The sequence below is a fragment of the Sphingobium lignivorans genome (assembly GCF_014203955.1).
Taxonomy (GTDB): domain Bacteria; phylum Pseudomonadota; class Alphaproteobacteria; order Sphingomonadales; family Sphingomonadaceae; genus Sphingobium; species Sphingobium lignivorans.
The window spans coordinates 2,953,304-2,975,645 of record NZ_JACHKA010000001.1 but is presented as its reverse complement, the minus strand read 5'-3'; the positions used below and the strand labels follow the sequence as shown (position 1 = coordinate 2,975,645).

General features: G+C 62.7%; 15 protein-coding genes. 8 read left to right on the top strand and 7 right to left on the bottom strand.

Annotated elements, in window-relative coordinates; translation table 11 throughout:
• The first annotated feature begins 45 nt into the window (after window positions 1–45).
• Genes nirB through cobA form a run of 4 tightly spaced genes read left to right on the top strand, consistent with a single transcriptional unit; the run spans window position 46 to window position 6,337 of the window.
• The gene (nirB, locus tag HNP60_RS13705) at window positions 46–2,565 is read left to right on the top strand and encodes a nitrite reductase large subunit NirB (RefSeq protein ID WP_184154762.1); all 2,520 of its coding nucleotides are present in this window, start codon (window positions 46–48) and stop codon (window positions 2,563–2,565) included.
• Window positions 2,562–2,900, top strand: coding sequence for a nitrite reductase small subunit NirD (gene nirD, locus HNP60_RS13700; protein ID WP_184154758.1), 339 nt, complete (start codon window positions 2,562–2,564; stop codon window positions 2,898–2,900). Before nirB ends, nirD begins: the two co-directional genes overlap by 4 nt.
• A 58-nt stretch (window positions 2,901–2,958) precedes the next feature.
• Window positions 2,959–5,550: a molybdopterin-dependent oxidoreductase gene (locus HNP60_RS13695; RefSeq protein ID WP_184154755.1), complete on the top strand. Its 2,592-nt coding sequence runs from the start codon at window positions 2,959–2,961 to the stop codon at window positions 5,548–5,550.
• Complete coding sequence (gene cobA / locus HNP60_RS13690; protein ID WP_184154752.1) at window positions 5,543–6,337, top strand: uroporphyrinogen-III C-methyltransferase; 795 nt, start codon at window positions 5,543–5,545, stop codon at window positions 6,335–6,337. Before HNP60_RS13695 ends, cobA begins: the two co-directional genes overlap by 8 nt.
• Before the next feature lie 87 nt (window positions 6,338–6,424).
• On the opposite strand, the gene HNP60_RS13685 is transcribed toward cobA, so the two are convergent.
• A complete protein-coding gene (locus HNP60_RS13685) occupies window positions 6,425–7,213 on the bottom strand; it encodes an IclR family transcriptional regulator (RefSeq protein ID WP_184154749.1) in 789 nt (262 codons plus the stop codon).
• 374 nt (window positions 7,214–7,587) lie between these two features.
• On the opposite strand from HNP60_RS13685, the gene HNP60_RS13680 reads away from it, so the two are divergent.
• The 4 genes from HNP60_RS13680 to HNP60_RS13665 all read left to right on the top strand — a co-directional run bounded on the left by HNP60_RS13680 (window position 7,588) and on the right by HNP60_RS13665 (window position 14,118).
• The gene (locus HNP60_RS13680) at window positions 7,588–8,526 is read left to right on the top strand and encodes a TauD/TfdA dioxygenase family protein (protein ID WP_221416051.1); all 939 of its coding nucleotides are present in this window, start codon (window positions 7,588–7,590) and stop codon (window positions 8,524–8,526) included.
• 1 nt (window position 8,527) lies between these two features.
• Window positions 8,528–10,156 (top strand): thiamine pyrophosphate-requiring protein, encoded by a 1,629-nt coding sequence (locus tag HNP60_RS13675; protein ID WP_184154743.1) that lies wholly within the window; start codon window positions 8,528–8,530, stop codon window positions 10,154–10,156.
• A complete protein-coding gene (locus HNP60_RS13670) occupies window positions 10,153–11,508 on the top strand; it encodes an MFS transporter (protein WP_184154740.1) in 1,356 nt (451 codons plus the stop codon). Before HNP60_RS13675 ends, HNP60_RS13670 begins: the two co-directional genes overlap by 4 nt.
• A gap of 75 nt (window positions 11,509–11,583) precedes the next feature.
• The gene (locus HNP60_RS13665) at window positions 11,584–14,118 is read left to right on the top strand and encodes a TonB-dependent receptor (RefSeq protein WP_184154738.1); all 2,535 of its coding nucleotides are present in this window, start codon (window positions 11,584–11,586) and stop codon (window positions 14,116–14,118) included.
• 178 nt (window positions 14,119–14,296) lie between these two features.
• On the opposite strand, the gene HNP60_RS13660 is transcribed toward HNP60_RS13665, so the two are convergent.
• From HNP60_RS13660 to HNP60_RS13635, 6 genes are all read right to left on the bottom strand, one after another.
• Entirely contained in the window at window positions 14,297–14,737 is a 441-nt protein-coding gene (locus tag HNP60_RS13660) for an aconitase X swivel domain-containing protein (protein WP_184154735.1), read from the bottom strand.
• Window positions 14,734–16,023, bottom strand: a complete 1,290-nt coding sequence (locus HNP60_RS13655) for an aconitase X (protein WP_184154732.1) — start codon at window positions 16,021–16,023, stop codon at window positions 14,734–14,736. The genes HNP60_RS13660 and HNP60_RS13655 overlap by 4 nt, the downstream gene beginning before the upstream one ends.
• A 39-nt stretch (window positions 16,024–16,062) precedes the next feature.
• Entirely contained in the window at window positions 16,063–16,650 is a 588-nt protein-coding gene (locus HNP60_RS20205; RefSeq protein WP_184154729.1) for a MarR family transcriptional regulator, read from the bottom strand.
• A gap of 58 nt (window positions 16,651–16,708) precedes the next feature.
• Entirely contained in the window at window positions 16,709–18,082 is a 1,374-nt protein-coding gene (locus tag HNP60_RS13645; RefSeq protein WP_184154726.1) for an MFS transporter, read from the bottom strand.
• Between the two features lie 214 nt (window positions 18,083–18,296).
• Complete coding sequence (locus tag HNP60_RS13640) at window positions 18,297–21,233, bottom strand: TonB-dependent receptor domain-containing protein (protein WP_184154723.1); 2,937 nt, start codon at window positions 21,231–21,233, stop codon at window positions 18,297–18,299.
• Window positions 21,234–21,444: 211 nt separating this feature from the next.
• Window positions 21,445–22,269, bottom strand: a complete 825-nt coding sequence (locus HNP60_RS13635) for a helix-turn-helix transcriptional regulator (RefSeq protein ID WP_184154720.1) — start codon at window positions 22,267–22,269, stop codon at window positions 21,445–21,447.
• Between the last annotated feature and the right edge of the window lie 73 nt (window positions 22,270–22,342).

Sequence of the window (22,342 nt, the reverse complement as noted above, 5' to 3'; positions counted from 1 at the left end):
GCCGGAGCCTGGGTGGCGGCTTTTTTTTGTTTTGGAGCATGGGACATGGACTTCCAGGACTATCAACCCCGCGAAGGGACCGACGAGCCTGCAGATCGGTTCTCCGGCGATCCGCGCGAGCATCTCGTCGTAGTGGGAAACGGCATGGCGGGCTGCCGGGCGGTCGAGGAACTGCTGGCGCGTGACGCGGGGCGCTATCGCATCACTATCTTCGGCGCCGAGCCGCATGTGAATTACAACCGGATCATGCTCTCCCCGGTGCTCGCGGGCGAGAAGACGTTCGACGAGATCATCATCAACGGGCGTGACTGGTATCGCGACAACGGGATCACGCTGATCACGGACGATCCCATTGTCTCCATCGATCGCGCGTCCGCAGCCGTCACCAGCCGGTCCGGCCGCACGCTGGGCTATGATCGCCTGCTGATCGCGACGGGGTCGGACCCCTTCATCATTCCCGTGCCGGGCAAGGACCTTCCCGGCGTCGTCAGTTTTCGCGACATGAAGGATGTCGACACCATGCTCGCCGCTGCAGCAAAGGGCGGTGCGGCCGTGGTGATCGGCGGCGGCCTGCTCGGTCTCGAGGCAGCGCATGGCCTTGCGCTGCGCGGCATGAACGTGACGGTGCTGCATCTGCCGGGCAGCCTGATGGAGCGTCAGCTCGACGAGGCTGCGGGCTGGCTGCTCAAGACGGCCCTTGAAGAACGTGGACAGACGATCCTCACGGGCGCCGACACAGCCGAGATTTATGGTGACGGCAAGGTGGAAGGCGTGCGGCTCAAGGACGGGCGGGAGATCCCGGCCAGTCTCGTTGTCATGGCAGTCGGCATTCGCCCTTCGGTCGCCCTGGCGCGCGAGGCGGGGCTGGAGGTCGGGCGCGGTATCAAGGTCGACGACCATATGGTCACGAGCGACCCGTCGATCCTGGCCGTGGGAGAGTGCGCCGAACATGACGGCAACGTCTATGGCCTCGTGGCGCCGCTGTGGGACATGTGCCGCAGCTTCGCGGACGGCCTGACCGGCAAGGCGAACCCCTATCGATGTTCGGCGACCTCGACCAAGCTCAAGGTCGCCGGGCTGGATGTCTTCTCGGCGGGCGACTTTTCGGGCGTCGGCGGTGGTTGCGAGGATATCGTCCTGCGAGACGCCAGCCGGGGCATCTACAAGCGTCTGGTGCTGCAGGACGACCGCATCATCGGTGCGGTCCTGTACGGCGATACTGCGGACGGAAGCTGGTATTTCGATCTTCTGAGGAAAGGCGAATGCGTCGCAGACCTGCGTGACGTCCTGATCTTCGGCCAGGCATTCGCCTCGGGAGGGGGCGCGGCGGACCCTAAGGCTGCCGTTGCAGCGCTCTCGGACGATGCCGAGATTTGCGGCTGCAACGGCGTCTCCAAGGGGCAAGTGCTTTCCTCCATCGCGAGGGGGGCGCACAGTCTCGACGCCGTGCGCGTCACCTGCAAGGCGTCCGCCAGTTGCGGGTCCTGCACCGGCCTGGTCGAAACATTGCTGGCGATCACGCTGGGCGACGATGTTCAGGCCGGCTCCAAGACCATGTGCAAATGCACGACCTTCACGCATGACGATGTCCGGCGCGAGATCGTGGCCCAGGACATGCGATCAATCCCCGAGGTAATGCAGAAGCTCCATTGGTCCACGCCTGATGGTTGCTCGTCCTGCCGTCCGGCGCTCAATTATTATCTGCTGTGCGCATTGCCCGGTGAATATATCGACGATCAGCAGAGCCGCTTCGTCAACGAGCGGATGCACGCCAACATCCAGAAGGACGGCACTTATTCCGTCGTGCCGCGCATGTGGGGCGGCCTCACTAATCCGCGTGAGCTGCGGGCCATCGCCGATGTGGTCGAGAAATATAACGCGCCGATGGTCAAGGTGACGGGCGGGCAGCGGCTGGACATATTCGGCATCCGCAAGGAGGATCTGCCCGCGGTCTGGGCTGACCTCAACGCTGCGGGCATGGTCTCGGGCCATGCCTATGGCAAGTCGCTGCGCACGGTGAAGACCTGTGTCGGCAGCGAGTGGTGCCGCTTCGGCACGCAGGATTCGACCGGCCTCGGCGTCAGGATCGAGCGGATGACATGGGGCTCCTGGATGCCCCACAAGTTCAAGATCGCCGTCTCGGGCTGCCCGCGCAACTGCGCGGAAGCGACCATCAAGGACTTTGGCGTGGTCTGCCTGGATTCGGGCTACGAGCTCAGCGTCGGCGGCAATGGCGGCATCAAGGTTCGGGCAACCGATCTGCTTTGCAGGGTGGCGACGGAACAGGAGGCGCTCGATTATTGCGCCGCCTTCATCCAGCTCTATCGCGAGGAGGCCCGGTATCTGGAGCGGACCGCGCCCTGGATCGAGCGGGTCGGCATCGATTATGTGAAGCAGCGCATCGTCGAGGATGAGATCGGTCGCGAGGCGCTGCGCGCGCGCTTTCTCTTCTCGCAGGGCTTCAGTCAGGACGATCCCTGGGCGCAGCGCGCCGAAGGCGTGGCACGCGAGCAGCATGCGCACATGGCGCAGTTCAGACCTGCACGGCTGGAGGAAATGGCATGATCGGCGAATGGCTCGACATCGGCTGGGTGAATGAGATTCCGGTGCGCGGCAGCCGCACCGTGCCCGTCGAGGGCGGCGAAGAGATCGCCGTTTTCCGCACCAGTGACGACAGGATCTTCGCGCTGGTCAATCGCTGCCCGCACAAACACGGGCCGCTCAGCCAGGGCATCGTCCATGGCCACAGCGTCGCCTGCCCCCTCCACAACTGGAACATCGCCCTCGCCACCGGGGAAGCGCAAGGCGAGGACAAGGGCTGCACGCCGGTCATCCCGGTCAAGATCGATGGCGGGCGGGTGCTGATCTGCCGGGCAAGCACATTGAAGGCGGCGGCGTGAGCGAAAACCACCGCAAGCCCCGCTCCATCCAAGCCCTATTCCGGAAGGGAAGGGTCTAGTGGCTGTCCGAACGACCTGCGCTTATTGCGGTGTCGGCTGCGGCATCCTCGCGCGTGTGACCGGCGAGCGCAAAGTCGAGATCGAGGGCGATCCCGATCATCCCGCCAATGCCGGCCGTCTCTGCTCCAAGGGCACGCATCTGGGCGAGACGGTCGGCCTTGAGGGCCGGCTGCTCCACCCCATGATCGGCAACCGTCGCACAAGCTGGGACAAGGCGCTCAACCTGGTGGCGAAGCGCTTTCGCGACATCATTGCCCGCCACGGGCCGGACAGCGTCGCCTTCTACGTCTCCGGCCAGTTGCTGACCGAGGATTATTATGTCGCCAACAAGCTGATGAAGGGCTTCATCGGCTCGGCCAATATCGACACCAATTCGCGCCTCTGCATGTCGAGCGCCGTGGCCGGTCATCAGCGGGCGTTCGGGGAGGATGTCGTCCCGGCGAGCTATGACGATCTCGACGCGGCCGATCTCATCGTGCTCGTGGGTTCCAATACGGCCTGGTGCCACCCGGTTGTTTATCAGCGCATCATGGCTGCGCGTGCGGCACGGGGCACGAAGCTTGTCGTCATCGATCCCCGCCGTACCGAGACCTGCGAGGAGGCGGACCTTCACTTGCCGCTGCGCCCCGGCACGGACGTGGCGCTGATGAACGGCCTGCTCGCCCACATGCGGCGCGAGGGGCTGGTCGACGAGGCCTATCTTTCAGCGCATGTCAGCGTGCCGGACGGGTTCTGGAGCGCTCTGGAAACGGACAACGACCTGTGGAGCGTGGCACGCCTGTGCGATCTCGCCCCCGCGGACCTGCAGGGCTTCTATGAGCTGTTCGCAGCCACGCCGCGCACGGTCACGCTGTTCAGCCAGGGGATCAACCAGTCGATCCGTGGAACCGACCAGGTGAACGCGATCATCAACGTCCATCTTGCGACCGGCCGGATCGGCAAGACCGGCGCCGCGCCGTTCTCGATCACGGGGCAGCCCAATGCGATGGGGGGGCGGGAAGTCGGTGGACTGGCTTCGACATTGGCGGCGCATCGCAACTTTTCCGATGAGGACATCGCCGATGTCGGCCGTTTCTGGGCAGCGGAACGCATGGCGACGAAGCCGGGGCTCAAGGCGGTGGACCTGTTCCGCGCCATGGGCGAGGGCCGGATCAAGGCGGTGTGGATCATGGCAACCAATCCGGCGGTGTCGCTGCCTGATGTTGGTCGTGTCCGCGAAGCCCTCGCCGAATGTCCTTTCGTCGTCGTCTCCGATGTGATTGCCGATACCGATACGGGCCGGTTTGCGCATGTTCGGCTCCCCGCCGCCGCCTGGGGTGAGAAGGACGGCACCGTCACCAATTCCGAGCGCATGATCAGCCGCCAGCGTGCGCTGATGCCGCTGCCCGGGGAGGCGAGGCCGGACTGGTGGATCATCAAGGAAGTCGCCCGCCGCATGGGCTGGCGCACGGCCTTCGGCTATGATCGCCCCGCGGAGATCTGGCGCGAGCATGCCCGTCTGACCGCTTATCGCAACGAGGGCGCGCGGGCGCTTGACCTGCGGGGCAAGGCCGCGATCGGAAACGAAGCCTATGATGCTCTGGCGCCGTTCCAGTGGGGCGGGCGGCCTTTCGCGGACGGGCGCTTTCCCACGCCGGACGGTAAGGCGCGGCTGGTGTCCGTGGCCCAGCGCGACGCCGAGGCAAGCCTCGCGGACTGGCCGATGACGCTCAACACCGGGCGCTATCGGGACCATTGGCACACGATGACGCGCACGGGGCTCAGCCCCAGGCTGGCGCGGCATCGCGAGGAGCCGCTGGTCGAGATCCATCCCGATGATGCGGCTTCGCTCGGCCTCGCTGATCGGGCGCTGGCGCGGGTTTCGACGCCGCAGGGCGAGAGCGTGTTTCGGGTTGCCCATCAACCGGGACAGCGGCGTGGCGAGTTGTTCGTGCCGATTCACTGGACTGACCGGCAATCGACCGGCGGCCGCGCCGGTCTGTTGCCGCGGCCCCTCGTCGATCCGCACAGCGGTCAGCCGGGTTTCAAGATGACGCCCGCGCGCATCGCGTCGGTTTCTGTCGACTTGCATGGCTTCCTGATCGTGCATGGCGAAGTGCCGCTGCCCGACTGTCTGTGGGCGACGCGGATCACGGTGCCGGGCGGCACGCTCTACGAGATCGCGGGGCTGGGCGATCCGCTTGCGCTCGATCGCGCCTTGCCGCGCGGCGAACGGGTCGAGGCGAGCGATCCTGCCCGGGGCACGCGTCGTGTCGCCATCCTGCATGAGGGGCGCCTCGTCGCCGCGCTGTTCGTGACGCGTAGCGGCGAATTGCCTTCGCGGGACTGGCTGATCGGCCAGCTCCAGCAGCCGCAGGGGCCGCGGGTGCTCGCCGGTCGCGCGCCTGGCGGACAGCTGGAGAGAGGCGCGATCGTCTGCGCGTGCTTCGATGTCGGGATGCGCGCCATCGTCGCGGCGATCCGCGATGAAGGGCTGGCCGATATCGCAGCCATCGGGGTGGCTCTGGGAGCTGGCACCAATTGTGGTTCATGCCGGCCCGCGATCGCCCGCCTCATTGCCGATGAACGAAAGGAAGCTGCCAATGGTTGAGGAATTTCCCGCCGGGATGGTCTGGCTGGTCGGAGCGGGGCCGGGCGATCCCGACCTGCTCAGCCGCAAGGCGGAACGCCTGCTGGGCCGCGCCGACATCATTTTCCACGATGCACTCGTCGGCAGATCGATCCTTGCGATGGCGCCTCAGGCGGAAATGGTGAATGTCGGCAAGCGCGCCGGGCGGCATTCCAAGGATCAGCGCACGATCGACAGGCTGATCGTCGAGGCGGCGCTGGCCGGCCGCCATGTCCTGCGGCTGAAGGGTGGGGATCCTTCGATCTTCGGTCGTTCGACGGAGGAAATCGCTGCCTGCGCTGAGCATGGCGTGCCGGTGCGTATCTGTCCCGGCATTACCGCCGCCAGTGCCGCGGCGGCGCAGGGGCTTGCGTCGCTTACGTTGCGCGGCATGGCGAGACAACTGACCTTCCTGACCGCTCATGCACGACGAGGTGAGGCAATCGAGCACGACTGGGAGGCGCTCGGCCGTGCCAAAGGCACGCTCGCCATCTACATGGGCCGCGCGGCCGCTGCGGACATCGCGCGAAATCTCATCGCAGCGGGCCGCGACCCGGCCACGCCCGTGCTCATTGCCGTCAATGTCTCGCTGCCGAACGAACGGCTGCTGCGTGGCCGCCTTGATGCCCTGGCCTTCCTCGTCCGGGCAATCGGCCAGGACGATCCGACGCTTCTGCTGATCGGCGAAGCCGTCCACTGCGGGCTTGCCGCAAGCTCTGGCGAAGGGATTGTGAAAGAGGCCGCCGGCCGCGCAGCGATAAGCGGCTAGCAGGTCAACGCCTTCAGCGTCGGGCTCTGCGGCTGGAGCTTCGTTCGGCGCATCGGTGCTTCTTCCTTGTTTGCCCAGTGATGAGTATCACCGACTTGAAGGCAACACATCGCGGGCTTTATAACCCAGCAGAGCAGACAGCTCCCGAGCCGCACTCTTCACCGAGCTCTCTATGTCGAGCGCTATGTGGGGCAGCAGCCGTCTGGCCGGTGCTGTGACGCCTAAACTCCCCAAAACCGTCCCGTCGGCGCGGAAGACGGGAGCCGCGACACCGGCAACATCCATTTCCTCGTTCCTGTAGTTTGCCACGCCGTCCGTGCGCACCTTCTCGATGACCGATGCCATTTGAGCGGCGGAGGGCATGGCCTGGCCGCTCAGCGGGCCCAGGGCGTGATTCTTCATCGCTTCGGCCGCATCTGCATCTGGAAGTGAAGCCAGAATGGCGCGCCCGAGCGATCCCCAACTCAGTGAGAGTTCCGTGTGACGTTCGATCATGAAGCGCAGAGGATGCGGCGTCTGTATCGTGGCAACGACGACGGCCGTATGAGTTGATGGCTTGTAGACACAAAGGGAGCAGGTTTCTTCCCACTGCGACCACAGGCGACGCAAGATCGGATCCGCCAGCCGACCCGGATCGACATGCTGCATGATGAGCGATGCCACCCGATGGAACTCGCTGCCGACGCGATAGGCCTGTCCCGTCCCGCGCTCGACCATGCCTGAGCGGATCAGCGGCTGAAGAAGGCGATGGACGCTGCTGGGCGGCAAGGCGGCCTGCGCTCCGAGCTGAGTCAATGTGAATGTGGCCCCGCTCTCCGCCACAATCTTGAGCAGGGCAATTGTCCGTGCACCTGCTCCGCGATCGTCTTCTGTCATTGCCCCACCGTTTCCTTGGCCCACCCTTCATCCATAGCCCGGTTCAATCGTGCCAAGAAAGAAAAAGCGCGGAGATTTTCCGTATATCGGAAAAGTAATTACGTATATCGGAAATTATGTTGACGAAAGCGCGCGCGCGGGTTTAGCCAATCACCAAGGTGAGCCGGCGAACGGCTTCGGAAAAAATATGAGGGGGAGGATGTTGGTCGGCTCGGCCACGCGCGCTCGGCGACAGGAACGAGTGAACGCGCGACGCTCGCAAGCGGTCCACGTGACGGGCCGTCGGGGCATTCCCAGTGAGGAATTTTAGACCTTAAGCGCGCCAGCTGCGTTCGCGCGCCTGTTTCAAGGAAATAGCAATGGTTTCAAAGACAATGCCCGACGACGCAACGCTGCCTCCCCCGATCGTCGCGGGCCTTCCGATGCCCCAGTTCAAGCGCATTGGTGTCGAACCAATCAGTGGTGCCTGTGGGTGTGAAATCAGCGGCGTCGATCTGCGCGAGCCTCTGGATTCCGAGACGCTCGCGGAGATCATGAAGGCTTTTGAACATTTCACCGTGATCGTGCTGCGCGACCAGAACCTGTCTCCCGAGCAGCACAAGGCTTTCTCTCGTCATTTTGGTGAAATCACTGAACTGCCCCAGGCTCCCATCTATGGCGAGCACCGGGATATGCAGGAAGTGCGTCGCGAGGCGTTCGAGCCCGAGAATGTCGTTCCGTCATTCGAGCATTTTCATACGGACAGCCCGTTTCTGCTGCAGCCGCCCAAATGCATCGTCATGCGAGCGCTCGAAGTGCCGCGATGGGGCGGCGACACCGCGTTTTCCAATGCCTATCTTGTCTATGAACATCTCTCGGACGGGATGAAGGCGCTCCTGGACGGGCTCCAGGTGGTTTATTCTGGCGCAGAAATCTGGTCGAAGAATGAAAACCTGCCGCCGGAAAAACGCCTCCGCCTGCGCGAGAGCCATGACTTCACCGAAGATCAGTTGACCAACACGCATCCTGCAGTGCGTGTCCATCCGGTCACCGGCCGCAAGGCCCTCTTCGCGACAAGCGCCTATTTCAAGCATTTCGTCGGATGGAATGAAGCAGAAAGCCGCGCTCTGCTGAATTACCTCCAGTCCCTCGCCCAGCACCTCCATTATCACTGCCGGGTGAAATGGAAGAAGGACACGCTGATCGTCTGGGATAATCGCTTCACGCTTCATCGCGGTGTTCATGATTTCAAATTCGAGCGCCGTCACCTCGTCCGGACGACCGTGAAGGGCGAACGCCCCCTCGGTCCTGGCGACTTCAGCCCAAAAGCCTGAGATGAAGGTCAGCAGAGCCATCGCGGAGATCCTCGCGAAAGAGGGCGTGGAGGTCATCTTCGGCTATCCGCGTAATGCCGTGCTGGAGACGGCGGCCGAGATCGGTATCCGGCCGGTCATCGTCCGGCAGGAGCGGACTGGCGTCCATATGGCGGATGCGCTGTCCCGCTTGAGCCGGGGCAAGCGCCTCGGTGTCTTCGCCATGCAACATGGCCCAGGCACCGAGAATGCCTATGGCGGTGTCGCCCAGGCCTATTCGGAATCCGTTCCGGTCCTTGTTCTTCCGCAGGGCTATGCGCGCCGCATCGCGCACCTGCCCGACAACTACAATGCGACAGTTTCGATGCGAGACGTCAGCAAGCATGCAGAACCGTTGAACGTGGCCGAGGAAGTCGGCAACGTCATGCGTCGCGCGTTCACGCAATTGCGCAACGGTCGCTTGCGGCCGGTCATCATCGAATTGCCCTGGGACGTTCTACCCGAGGAGGTAGAAGAACCCCTTGTCTACCATCCCTCGGTCAGCGCGAAAAGTGCACCCGATCCGGCCGGCGTTCGGGCCGCCGCAACGCTGCTCACATCGGCGAAACGTCCCGTCATTTATGCCGGGCAGGGCGTGCACTGGGCAGAGGCCTATGATGAACTGCGGGCTCTGGCCGAGGTGCTGGCCGTGCCCGTCGCGACGAGCCTTGAAGGCAAGAGCTGTTTTGATGAGACGCATCCCCTCGCGCTGGGCTCGGGTGGCGCGGCTATTCCCGGCCAGCTTCGGCATTTCCTTGACGAGGCCGACGTCATTCTCGGCATCGGCTGCAGTTTCTCGGAAACGGCCTTCGGGGTACGTATGCCAGAGGGCAAACGCATCATTCATGCGACGCTCGACCCGGCGGACATCAACAAGTCGGTGCCCTGCGAACTCGCCCTTGTCGGAGATGCAAAGCTCACCCTTTCAATGTTGCTCGACGCAAGTCGGGGACTGATCGACGGTCCCCGGGATATGGCCCCGATCGCAGCGGAGATTGCGCAGGTCGAACGGTCATGGATGGCCGAGTGGCTGCCGATCCTCACCAGCGACAGTGTCCCGATGACACCCTATCGGGTGCTCTGGGAGCTTCAGCAGACGGTGGATGTGGCCAACACCATCATCACACATGACGCGGGCTCACCCCGAGACCAACTCACCCCATTCTGGAAAAGCAGGACGCCGCTCTCCTATATCGGCTGGGGGAAGTCGACGCAGCTTGGCTATGGGCTTGGCCTGGCGATGGGCGCAAAGCTGGCCTGCCCGGACAAGCTGTGCATCAACGTGTGGGGCGACGCGGCAATCGGTTTCACGGGCATGGACTTCGAGACCGCAGTCCGCGAACGTTTGCCGATCCTCTCCATCCTTCTCAACAACAGCGCCATGGCGATCGAGCTTGATATCATGCCGGCCGCCACGGAGCGCTACCGTGCGACCGACATCTCAGGAGACTATGCTGCTTTTGCGCGCGCGCTTGGCGGATATGGCGAGCGTGTCGAACGTCCCGCCGATATCGCCGACGCAATCAGACGCGGCATCGCCGCGACGCAAGCCGGTCAACCGGCGCTGATCGAATTCATCACCGCCAAGGAAAAGAGAGCGTCGCGGCTGTGAGGGGCCTTCCGATCCCTGACGGCTCCACGCCCGCGGCCAATGCCGAAAATGCTCGCGAGCTTGAGACGAACCCGCGCGGTGACTGGTCAGCCCAGGCAATATATAGCCTGGGGTTCCTGACGCTGGTCTCTTCATTCAACTATCTCGACCGCTCACTGCTTGGCCTGGCGTTGCCCCAGATCAAGGCCGAAATGCATATTTCGGACACGGTGATGGGGCTCGTGTCAGGGCTGGCCTTCGTCCTGTTCTATTCGATCATGAGCGTACCGATCGCCTGGGCAGCGGATCGGTGGAACCGACGCAACATCATCGCAGTGGGCTTTGCGTTCTGGAGTTTCATGACCCTCGCCACGGCCTGGGTTGGCAACATCTGGCAGCTCGCGATTGCCCGCTTCCTCATGGGTGCGGGCGAGGCTTGCGGTATCGCGCCGTCAAACTCGATGACTGCGGATCTGTTTCGGGCCGAACGCCGACCGCTCGCCTATTCGATCTTCGCGACAGCCGCCTCGATCTCGTCCATTCTCTTCTTTCCCATCGCAGGCTGGGTTGGGCAGCATTATGGATGGCGCCAGATGTTCATCGTCGCGGGGCTGCCCGGGCTGGGGCTGGCCTTGCTCTTCTTCCTGACGGTCCGTGAGCCTCGTCGCGGAGCCTCGGAAAGCAGGACGGCCCGCAGCGATGCGACCTCGAGCAAGGACAAAGGCACTGTCCGTTTCTGGCAGAGCCTCCGGCTCCTGCTGGGTTCGCGCGCTTATCTTGCGCTTCTGGCCGGATCCACCTTCATGGGTCTCAATGTCTTCGCCTCCTCGGTCTGGACCCCCACATTCCTCACCCGCGTCCATGGCCTTTCCCTGGGCGAGATTGCTGCGACCATCGGCCCGTTGCGCGGCGCTTGCGGCGTGGCGGGCGTCCTGCTCGGCGGCCTCCTCATCGACAGGCTCGGGCGTCGTCACGCGCATTGGCGCATGACGCTCCCTGCGATCGCCTGCATTCTAGTGGGGCCGGCCGAGGCGGCATTCGCTCTGAGCGACCATCATGTGGTCTGGCTCGGCGGCTTCGCCGTCAGCGCCTTTCTCCTGCTTGTCCATCAGGGCCCGGTGTTCGCCGGGGTGGTTGCTGTCGCGCCGCTGCGCACCCGAGCGGTGGCGACCTCCATCCTGCTCTTCTGCTCGGCCATGTTCGGGCAAGCGGTCGGCCCACTTCTTGTCGGGGTCATGAACGACCTGCTGGAGCCCGCATTCGGTCTCCAGGCCATTCGATACTCGATGCTCATCGTCGCCGGAACAGCGGTCCTGGCTGGCCTGTGCTTCTTCATCGCTGGAAGAGCCACCACCAGGGAGCAGCGGCAATGACGTGAGACGCGCCTTCGCTCGGCGAGCGCAGGACCTGTCGTGATGAAAAGATAAAGACGGAAGGGAGAGGCAAAAATGAATAGCAGGACACTCTTGATCGGCGGCACGGCCATGGCCTTGCTCGCGACATCTTCGGCAAACGGGCAAACCGCACAGACAGGGAGCGAAGCTTCCGAGACCGATATCGTCGTGACGGCGCAGTTCCGGGCTCAAAATCTCCAGGACACGCCAATCGCGATTACGGCCGTCAATGCGGGAATGCTGGAAGCGCGCAGTCAAACCGATATCAGTCAGGTGGCCAATCAGGCTCCTTCAGTCACGCTCAAACCGCAGGGAGCCGCTTATGGTCCTTCCCTGAGTGCCAATATTCGCGGCGTTGGCCAGACCGACTTCAACCCGGCACTCGAACCGGGCGTGGGCTTCTATGTCGATGATGTCTATTATGCGACACTGACCGGTTCGATCATGGATCTGCTCGACCTTGATCGCGTCGAGGTGCTGCGTGGTCCGCAAGGGACGCTGGCCGGCCGAAACTCCATCGGCGGCGCGGTCAAACTGTATTCCAAGAAGCCCGAAGGCAGCAACACCGGCTCTGTGGCCGCGACATATGGCATCCGCAATCGGCTCGACCTGCGTGGAAGCGCGGATTTCCATGTCGCAAACGGGATCGATGCGCGCATCTCGGGCGTCGCGAAGAAGCAGGAAGGCTATGTGGATCGGCTCGATTTCGGTTGCCTCTATCCGGCCGGTGGCCCGGCGACCTTCACCCCGGCCTTTCCAACGGCTTCCAATCCCAACCAAACGCCCATGCTGATGAACCCCGTTGGCGGCATCCCGGCGCGCACCAATCGCAGTGACTGTGTTCTCGCGAAGGAGGGAGAGGTCGGCTATGTCGCCGTGCGCGGCCAGCTTCGCGTGCGACCGACAGATACGCTCGATATCAACATCATCGGCGACTATACCGATGATGATCGCGTCGCGGCAGGGTCGGTGCTGCTGCTGCGCCAATATCCCAATGGCGCGGTGGCAAGTCCCCGTTTCCCCTTGCCGCTCATTCCGGCGGCAGGATCATCGCCGCCGCAAAACTACGCCGCCGCTTCGCCCCCGGGCCGCGACATAAACCCATTCGCAGCCCCGGATACGCTGCTGGCTTATGATAATCGCTTTGTTTGCGGCCAATATTGCAACTTCGGCACCTACGACATGCCTGCCGACGGGAATTTTCGGGCATCAAGCGGCGATGGCCGGGTGAGATTCAAAGGCTGGGGCGTATCGGGCCAGGTCGAATGGCAGCTCGCCGATCATCTGCAGCTCAACTCGATCACGGCATTCCGGCGCTACACGTCAAATTTCTCGAACGATAATGACGTCTCGCCCATGGCTCACAGCCTTGGTTATGGGCCGCTGACCTTTCGCTTCTTCAGTCAGGAGCTCAGGCTGAACGGTCAGATAGGTAGCACGATCGACTATACGGTTGGCGCCTATTACAGCGACCAGAAGTCCGTCTATACCTCGTTCCAGGATCTGCGTTCTTCAAATCTCCAGTTCCAGCAAAGTGACCCCGTGGACGCAGACAGCAAGGCCGTGTTTGCTCATCTGTCGTGGAACCCGATCGACCCGCTGACTTTCACAGGCGGCATCCGGTACACCAAGGAGAGCAAGACCTACCAGTATGTCCGCCAACGGCCCTATCTTGATCCGACCTCGGTAACGGCAAACGGCGTTCTCCCGCTTAATGGAACGATCGGGAAGTTCAGCGGGGAGCGCGTGGATTATCGCGCAAATGTGCAATATGCCTTTTCCAACGACGTCATGGCCTACGCTCAGTTCTCGACGGGCTTCAAGGGCGGCGGCGTAAATCCGCGGCCATTCTTTGTTCAGCAGGCGCTTTCTTTCGGCCCGGAAACGCTGAACGCCTATGAACTGGGCTTGAAGACCGACTTCTTCGATCGACGGCTGCGCCTGAACGTCGCAACATTCTTGAGCAAGTACAAGGGGATCCAGCTTTCGCTCAGCAATTGCACGGCCATCACGGGCGCAGGGTTCGGCGCGCCATGCGCTCTGCCGGTCAACGCCGGTGATGCGGATATCAAGGGCATCGAAGTGGAGGCGACCATCCGTCCGGTAGATGGTCTGCTCATCGATGGTGCGGTCAGCTATCTTGATTTCGAGTATACGCGCTTTGGAACCTATACCGTCGGCACAACCACGGTGGCTGTGGGCGGCCCGACCAATCTGAACGGCCCGCAATTCGGCGACTATGCGCCCTACACGCCGAAATGGAAGTGGAGCACCGGCGCGCAATATGAGATCGACCTCGGTACGGCGGGCTCGCTGACCCCGCGTATCGATGCCTCGTTCCAGAGCAAGATCTACACTGTGTCCGCAAACCGTTCGAGCAATCGCATCGACGCTTACACAGTCGCAAATGCGCGGCTCACCTGGCGCAACGATGACGAGGATCTTGATGTCTCGCTCGAAGTGACAAATCTCTTCGACGAATATTATCTGCTCACGATCTACGATCAGACGGTCGGCGGGCAGGGCTATTCCAGTGGCCAGCCCGGGCGTCCTCGGGAATGGGCAGTCACTGTTCGGAAGAAGTTCTGAGACTTAGACGGCGTCGTCATCGCCGACACCGGTCATCTCTGGGTCGGTCTTTCGCCAGGTCCCATCCGGGACGGAGAAAGATCGGCTCAGAGATTATGCTCAATTTGTCGGCCTGCCTCCTCAGCACTCGGCAGCGCATAAAGGCCCGCCCTCAGCCGAAAATGAAGCAGCGATCGCTTCAATCCGGCTTGCGGTCCCATATAGTGATTGTCCCCGCGTCGCCATCGACGCGGACCCAGTCGCCGGTCCGGATATGATCCAGCGGATCCTGGTCGCAGTCCGTGACGGCAGGTGTTCGCATGACCACCGCGCCCAGCGCAGCCTTGGTTGTCATGATGTTGAACACCATTGCGACCGGGGCCATGCCGCGCAGCTTGGCCATGTGGAAGATGCCGGACCAGCCAGACGAGCCCTTGGCGCCGGGAAAAACGAGAACCTTGCCCGCGAAGCTCTGACCCTTGAGCTCGTGCCGGGTTTCGATGACAGTTCCGTTCATGAGATTGACGCCACCCCAGCCAGAGATGGTCTGTCGCGTCACAAGCGCCTCGCCCTCAGCGACGCCGCCCACGACCTTGCGGCCGCGCAGGACGATCCGAGGCTTCTCCAGAAGCTGGGTCATGCCAGTTTTCCTTTCCACTTGCCGGTACAGGCAGCGTCGATGCATTCGGCCGTCGTGCCGTACCAACCTTCGATGCCCATCATCGCGGGCAGATAATGGACCTGCTTGGCGCTATCGAGGGCGGCGACTTTCGTGCCTTTCGGGACGGCCTGGCTGATCGCGGAGCACGTGTCGGTCATCAGATAGGCGCCCGCGTCACGCAGGATCCTGGTGTAGCCGTTCGCGTCCGCCGTCGCCTTGACGGCGCGGCTCGTGAAGATCCACAGCGCACAATTTTCATGCACTTTTCGCCCCTCGATGAGCGCGGCGGCCTGAGCGATCTGTTCAATGGAATAATGCGGACAGCCGAGCATGACATAGTCGACATCCTCGCTCTGGCCGACGCTGTTGAGCGTCTCATAGATGCGCCGCCTGGCAGCGGCGTCATAGACGAAATGCTCGCCGCGCGCCGCACCACCAAAGGCGTGCTCGACGCTGGGTGCTTCCGGCGTGATGCCGACCATGTGATACATCTCGACCCCGCCGGACGATGCGGCCGCTGCGCCAAAATGCTTGTGGCGAATGAGACTTGGATTGCTGATGTCGCCGGTAATGACCGGGATGGTATCCTGCACGACGTCACCCACGAAATAGCCGAGCATGCCCCACTCGAAGATCGAGTCCACCGGCATCTCCACGCTGACGCGATGCTGCCCCTTCCGGAAGTCATCCCGATGGAAGCCCCAGTCCGGAATGCGCTTGGCCAGCATCGCGGCGCTGGTGGATTCGCGGCCTTCGCAATTGGTGCGCGCGCCGATCACCGAATTGGCGAAGACGACAGCACTTGATTCCATCCATGCGCAATGCTCTCCCATGACGGGCACATTTCCGGCCAGATATGGCGTGCAGGTCTTGAGGATCTGAATGCCGTGCGCGGCCACCTCGGCTTCATCCGACACGAAATTGGCATGAGCGTCCGCGCTCATGCCTTGCTCCTGCCACAGTGCGGGGTCCATCCCGCCCTGCAGATGACAGGAGAAGGCGTTCATGCGCGGCACGTCCACGACCTCGTCGGAATCCAGGTCAAAGCGCGAGAAGACAGCGCGATAGTCGCCACCGTCGGCCGCATAATGGTCCTTCACCCATTGCGGCGCGGAGCCGGGAACGCCCGCGACATTGTTGGTCTCGACAAAGCGCTCGGCACCCAGCGCATCGGCATAGCGGATGAGCAATTCCATGGCTTTGCTTGTTGCCGCCCCGGCTTGCCCATCAAGCATCGCCTGTTCCGCATCTGTCAGTTTGACCATCTTTCCGTCTCCGACATCATTCCAATGAATGCTTCTCAGTTAGCTCAGTTCGTCCAACCGGAAATGGATCTGCTCCAGCACTTCCAGCGTCACCGCAAGCTTGGCCGGATCGATGTCCCGGAGCACTTCGCTGCGCAGCTTGTTCGTGATGGCCATGATGTTCTGCGCCACCTGGATGCCCTTCTCCGTGATGCGGTTGTGCGTGATGCGGCGATCAATCTTGCTCTGGTAACGATCAATGAGTTCATCACGCGCGAGCGAGTTCAGCATCGATACCATGGTCGGCCCTTCGACGCCGACCACGCGGGCGAGTTCACCCTGGCTGATCTCCTCCTCGGAGCTCGCCATGAGGTAGAGCGTTTCCCAACGCGCCATGTTCTGCCCGATCGGCTTGAGCCGGTCGTTCGCCAGCTTGCGCCAGCGTCGCCCAGCGACAACGAGCGCTCGCGTCGTGCGAAAATTGAACACATCCTGCGCATCCGGAACGGTGGTCGTGTAAAAGTTCCGCAAATGGCGCTCGGCCTGATCCTTGGGATAGCCGCCGTAGAAGCCGTTCTTCGCAACGCCGGATGACTGCTCGGGGCTCTCTCCGCCTTCCGCCTTCTTGGTGCGTCGCTGCTCTTTCACGGGCGACGCCCTCTGCGACCCGTTTGTCTCATGCGGGATGCCAGCAGGACCATGATGCTCAGTTCGCCTCAGCCAGATGGGGAGCCGGGGGGGGCGTCGGCGCCCGGCGCCGTTTCACGATGGCGCCGATGCCGAAGGCGCACAGGGCTAGCGCGGCGGGACACAGCGCCAGGATAGCGAAGCTGCGCACGATGGGAAGGCCGCTGGAGAGCACATAAGCGCCGACGATCGGCCCGGCGATGCCGCCGATCTTGGCGATGGAGGTGGCCCAGCCGGCGCCGTTCGCGCGGATCGAGGAGGGGTAGAAAACGCCCGCGATCGAAAGAATGCCGAAATGCGCGCCGCCTACAAAGCTGGTCGCCGCCACCGAGACGGCAAGGAAGACCGTGGGGTCCATCGGCACGAGGCCGACGAGCAGCAGCAGGGGGAAGGCGATGGCCGGATAGAAGGCGACCGCATAGGGGCCCTTGCCATCGGTAAAGCGCATCAGCAACAGTCCCAACACAGCGCCTGCCACGCCGCCGATGGACGAGACATAGGCAGCCGTCTCGCGCGAGAACTGCAGATCCTCATAAACGATCGGTCCCCAGTTGGCCTTGAAATAGACCGCGAGCGTGCTGGCGATGTAGCCGATCCACAAAAGGGGGGTCAGCCATTTGAGATCGCCGGTGAACAGTTTGCCGACTGTGAAGTTGCCCTCGTCCTTCTTCTCGTCCGACAGCAGGAAACGGTCCTGCGGCGTGGCTTTCAGCGCCGGGTCGATCTTGTTGAGGGTCGCGGCGATCACCTGCGGCTTGAGGTTCTTGGAGGCAAGAAAGCGCACGGATTCCGGTAGCCACAAGAGCAGGCCGAAGGCGCAGGCGATGGTGCCGATACCGCCGAAGATGAACACGCCCTCCCATCCGTAGTCGGGCGCGAGCCACACCGTGACCGGCCCCGCGAGCGAGGAGCCGATGCTATACCCCATCATGATGACGGTCACGACCGTGGAGCGATATCTGGCCGGTACATATTCGATGTTCAGCGCCCATGCGAGCGGCAGCATGCCGCCGATCGCGAACCCATCGAGAAAGCGCAGCACCAGCAGTTGTTCGTAGTTCTGCGCGAAGCTGGTCGCGGCGGTGAGAATGCCAAAGGCGAAGGCGGCCCAGATGATCGTCTGCCGCCGCCCGATCTTGTCCCCGATATAGGCCAGGGCGAAACCGCCCACCATCATGCCGACCAGACCCGCGGAGAAGACATTACCCAGCATGTGGGTGGAGAGGCCCAGATCGTCCCGCATCCAGGGTGCGGTGAAGCTGATGAGCATCATGTCGAACCCGTCGAACACGGTGATCAGCCATGAGAGCACGATCAGCTTGTAATTGAACGGGCCAAGCTTGCGATTATTGATGAACGACGCGATGTCGATCGAGCGGGGCGTGCTGGCCATGATCAGGCGTCCCGGTTTGCGCTGCGACGCGCGTGCGGATCCACCCGACGGACCGCGCCCCGGGCCCGACAATGGGGGGCTGGCCCGAGAGCAGGGGTAAACGCCTCGATCTGCAGAATGTATGGCCTGTTACTGGAGCATCGATCGAACATGACTGCCTCGCGGTGGATGGCCAGGAGGCGCCGGACCTTCGCAGGCCCGTCGCCTGAATGGATCAGAATGCTGCGCGCACGCCGGCCTTGAACATCCGACCGACGGGATTGAACAGCACGTTGTTACCGCTGCCGTTCGCACCTGGATAGTTCGGCGGATCCTTGTCGAACACATTGTCGACGCCGAAATACACGTCCATCCGGTTATCCTGACTGATCGGCACTTTCACCGTGCCGAGCAGGTTCAGATAGATGCGGCCGGGCATGGCATTGGTGTTGGAACTGTTCGCCGACCCGATGGCAAAGCCGGGTTGCTCGGGGCCCACGAAAGCAGCGTTGTAGAAGCCGTCATTGATCCAGCGGGCATTCGCGGTCATCGAGAAGCGCTCGCCGATATCGAGCGTGGCCGTGCCGTCGATCGTCCAGTCGGGAATACCCGGAGGCGTGCCGCCGCGCAGGCCAGTCTGCCCTGCGCGTTCGGTTGGCCCGACGGCATCCACCGTGATCAGATCCTTCACATGGGATGCGAGCACGCGCAGATTCAGCATATTGCCACCAAGCGGCTGACGATAAGCCAGCTCGATGTCGTAACCCCGTGCAATCAGCTCGTTAACATTCTGGAATGTATCGCGAATATTCGTGATCACGTCATCTGCATCGCGCGTTACCAAGCCGCAGCTCTGCGCATCGCCATCGGCGCAGCGAGCGACGATATTCTGCTGACCAAGCGTGCTGATCGCATCATCGATCTGAATGTCATAATAATCGACGGACAAGCGGAAGCGGCCTAGGAACCCGCCCCTCGGCGCCAGGACGACGCCCACCGTGAAGGTATCGGCCTTCTCCGGACGCAGATCGGGATTGGAGCCCAGTGTGATCGGGACTACGGCCTGAATGCCGCCACGGCCGACGTCGGTGACAATGCCCTGTGTGTTGGTGAGCGGCCCGAACAGTTCCGCGACGTTGGGCGCGCGAATGTCACGCGAGCGGGTTACGCGGAAGCGAATGGCATCGATCGGCGCCCACGTGCCGCCCACCTTCCAGGTCGTGGCATTCACGCTGCTGCTCTCCGCAGTCGCGCTCGAGCGATTGTAATGGGTCCGGCGGATGGCGCCGCTGATGCCCAGTTCCTGGAACGCGGTCATATCGGCCAGCAAGGGCACTTCCGCTTCGGCATAGACTTCGGCAACGTCGATCTTGCCGGAGATGGTCGAACCGCCGCCGGTGAAGAAGCGGCCCGCCTGCGAGAGTGCATCCGTGTCGCCCTCGACATTGTCGCTGCGATATTCGCCGCCGATCGCGATGCCAAGCTTGCCGGCGGGAAGATCGATCAGAGATCCCGTCAGATTCGCAGCAACGACATGCTCCGTCGTGATGTTGGTCTGGAAGGCGTTGGCCGTCACATAGGCCTTGGCGTCTTCAAAATTCGGCTGGTTTGCAAAACCGAACGGATTGAGCGCGACGCAGCTCGGATCGTCATTGGTCGTGATGCCATCCGCGTTGATCCGGCATACTGCCTGACCTGAGGAATTCCGGACCGAATCCAGGGCGTTCAGCATGCGGCTCGTCACGACACCGTTGGTCAGGTCGCTGCGGAAATCATTGCGGCCGAACTGATAATAAAGATCCGCGCGCCAGTTGCTGTCGATCTCATAGGCGGCCGAGCCGACAATGCGCAGGACATTGTTGCGCACGTGGATCGGCGAGGAGCCGATATCCTTGAAACCCTTGCCCAGCGTGAAGCTGGTGAGGCCGCTTTGCGCGAGAATTGTCGGGATATCGAGCGTCGGGTCGGACGAGCGCGGCAGGAAAGCATTGTCGTCACGGATGGTGATTGCGGTGTTGCGATAGGCCGGCGCACGGTGGTCACCTTCGCCATGGCCGTAATTGACGCCGAGCTCCAGCGTGAGTGCGGGCGTGGCCTCGAAGGTGAGATAGCCCATTGCTGCCCAGCGTTCGGTCGGCGAAACAATGGGGAAGTCGAAATAGATATTCTCGCCCGGCCCGTCGCTCTCGCCGCCAAACTGGTAGAGTGAATTGACGTGCGTGCCGAATTGGAAGCGGCGCGGGGTGCCGTCCGCGCCGAAAGTAATGCCGTCGATCGGGCGCAGCGAGGGCACGAAGTTGCCGACATATGCAGAAGAGGGCGGGGTGGTTACACCATTATACGAAGCGCTCCAGGGCGTCGCGGCGCGGCGCATATTATTGGCCGGAATGGTGGCCGTCTGACCTGGGCGAAGCGGATTGCGGCCTACGTTGATGAAGCCGTTGGCGCACCATTCGCGCTCCGGGCAGGCTTCCACGCCGCTGCTGCGCTCATATTCGCCTCCGATCACGAGGTGCAGCCGGTCGCCCAGTGCCCAGCCCGCGGCGCCGCCGAACTGACGCGTATAATTGTCGCCATATTCGGAAAAGCCGATCTGGCCGGCTAGTTTATAGCCCGTCAGATTCTTGTCGATCAGAAGGTTGACGACGCCGGAAACCGCGTCCGATCCATAAACGGCAGAGGCGCCGCCGGTGACGACCTCGGCGCGCTGAAGCAGGATCGACGGAATCATGTTGGTGTCGACCGTCGCCTGCGTGGTCGAGGGAACGAAGCGTTTGCCGTCGACCAGCGTCAGTGTGCGAACGGCGCCAAGGCCACGCAAATCGAGGATGCGGCCACCGACATAGCCTGCCGCTGCTGAAAGGCCAGTCGAGGCCGGCGTGTTTGTCGCGCGGAATGCGGGCATTTCCGCAAGGGCATCGCCGATATTCGCGGCGCCTCGCTGCTCGAGCCTCGCCCCGTCCATCACAGAGACCGGTGTAGGCCGATCGAAACCGGACACGATGCGCGATCCCGTCACGATGATCGCTTCGTTTGACGTACCACTCTCGGCCGGACCGTCAGTCGCGCTTTCCTGCGCCTGAGCGTGCACAGGCTGAACACCCGCGCACAATACGGCTGCAAAGGCTGCCACGCTCGAATGTGCGAGCAGCCGCTTGACGGAATCCCTCATGCTTCACTCTCCCAGTTATTTTTATTCCGGTAGCAATCTACTGATTAGAATATTAGGTTGCAATCTACTTTTTGGAGGGTTCAGTTTGGGGGGCTGATGCCATCGCTGTCGCGGATCCGCCAAGCTCGCGCCACTTTCAACAGGTGATGAACGGGCGTCCGTTGTCGGGAAGCGGAGATCGATGTTCGAATGTCCGTTCGAAATCTCCACTTCATGCCTCCGCAACCAGCGCCTGAATGCGCTCGATCGTTCGCGGCATCGTCGGATTATAGACCATCATGATGAGATCGGACCGTCCTTCGACCGCGAAGGTGGAGAATTCCAGGTCGACGGTGCCCAGGACGGGGTGATGAAGTCGTTTGGTGCCTTCGCCGTGTCCCATGACTTCATTGTCATTCCACAGCGCCCTGAATTCGGCGCTGGAGGCAGACAGCTCATCGACAAGTTGTCGGATCTCCTGACCGGCCCCAGCGCGCGCGGCATCGGCTCGGAAGGTGCCGACGACATAGCGCGCCACGTTGCGCCAGTCGTCCTGCGCGGCGCGGACGCGCTCGTCGGCGAAGATCAGGCGCAGGATATTGCGTCCCTCGCGCGGCAGCTCGGCATAGTTGGCCAGCACCAGCGTCGCCGCCTTGTTCCAGGCGACGACATCCCAGGTCGCGGTCCGGATGATGGCGGGGCTGTGCGGCATGGCGTCCAGCACGCGCTGCAGGCGCGGCGTGATGCCTTCGTGCTGGCGATAGCGCGCCTCAGGAGGATGTCCGAACGCGAGGATGTGGAGATGATCGCGCTCCGGCTGGGTGAGCATCAGGCCGGTAGCGATCCGGTCCAGCACATCGGCGGACGGTGCGCCGCCACGACCCTGCTCCAGCCAGGTATACCAGGTGGGGCTGATGTTCGCACGCTGGGCGACCTCCTCCCGGCGCAGGCCGGGGGTGCGCCGGCGCCCCGGCTGAAAGCCGAAGGTCGCCGGGTCCAGGCGCATGCGCCGATCGCGCAGGAATGTGCCGAGCTGGTTCTCGCCTTGGAGGGGCATCCGAATCCTGTCGATAATTATACCAGGATAAAGTCACTACTTTAACAGGAATACCTTCTCACCGAATGGGACG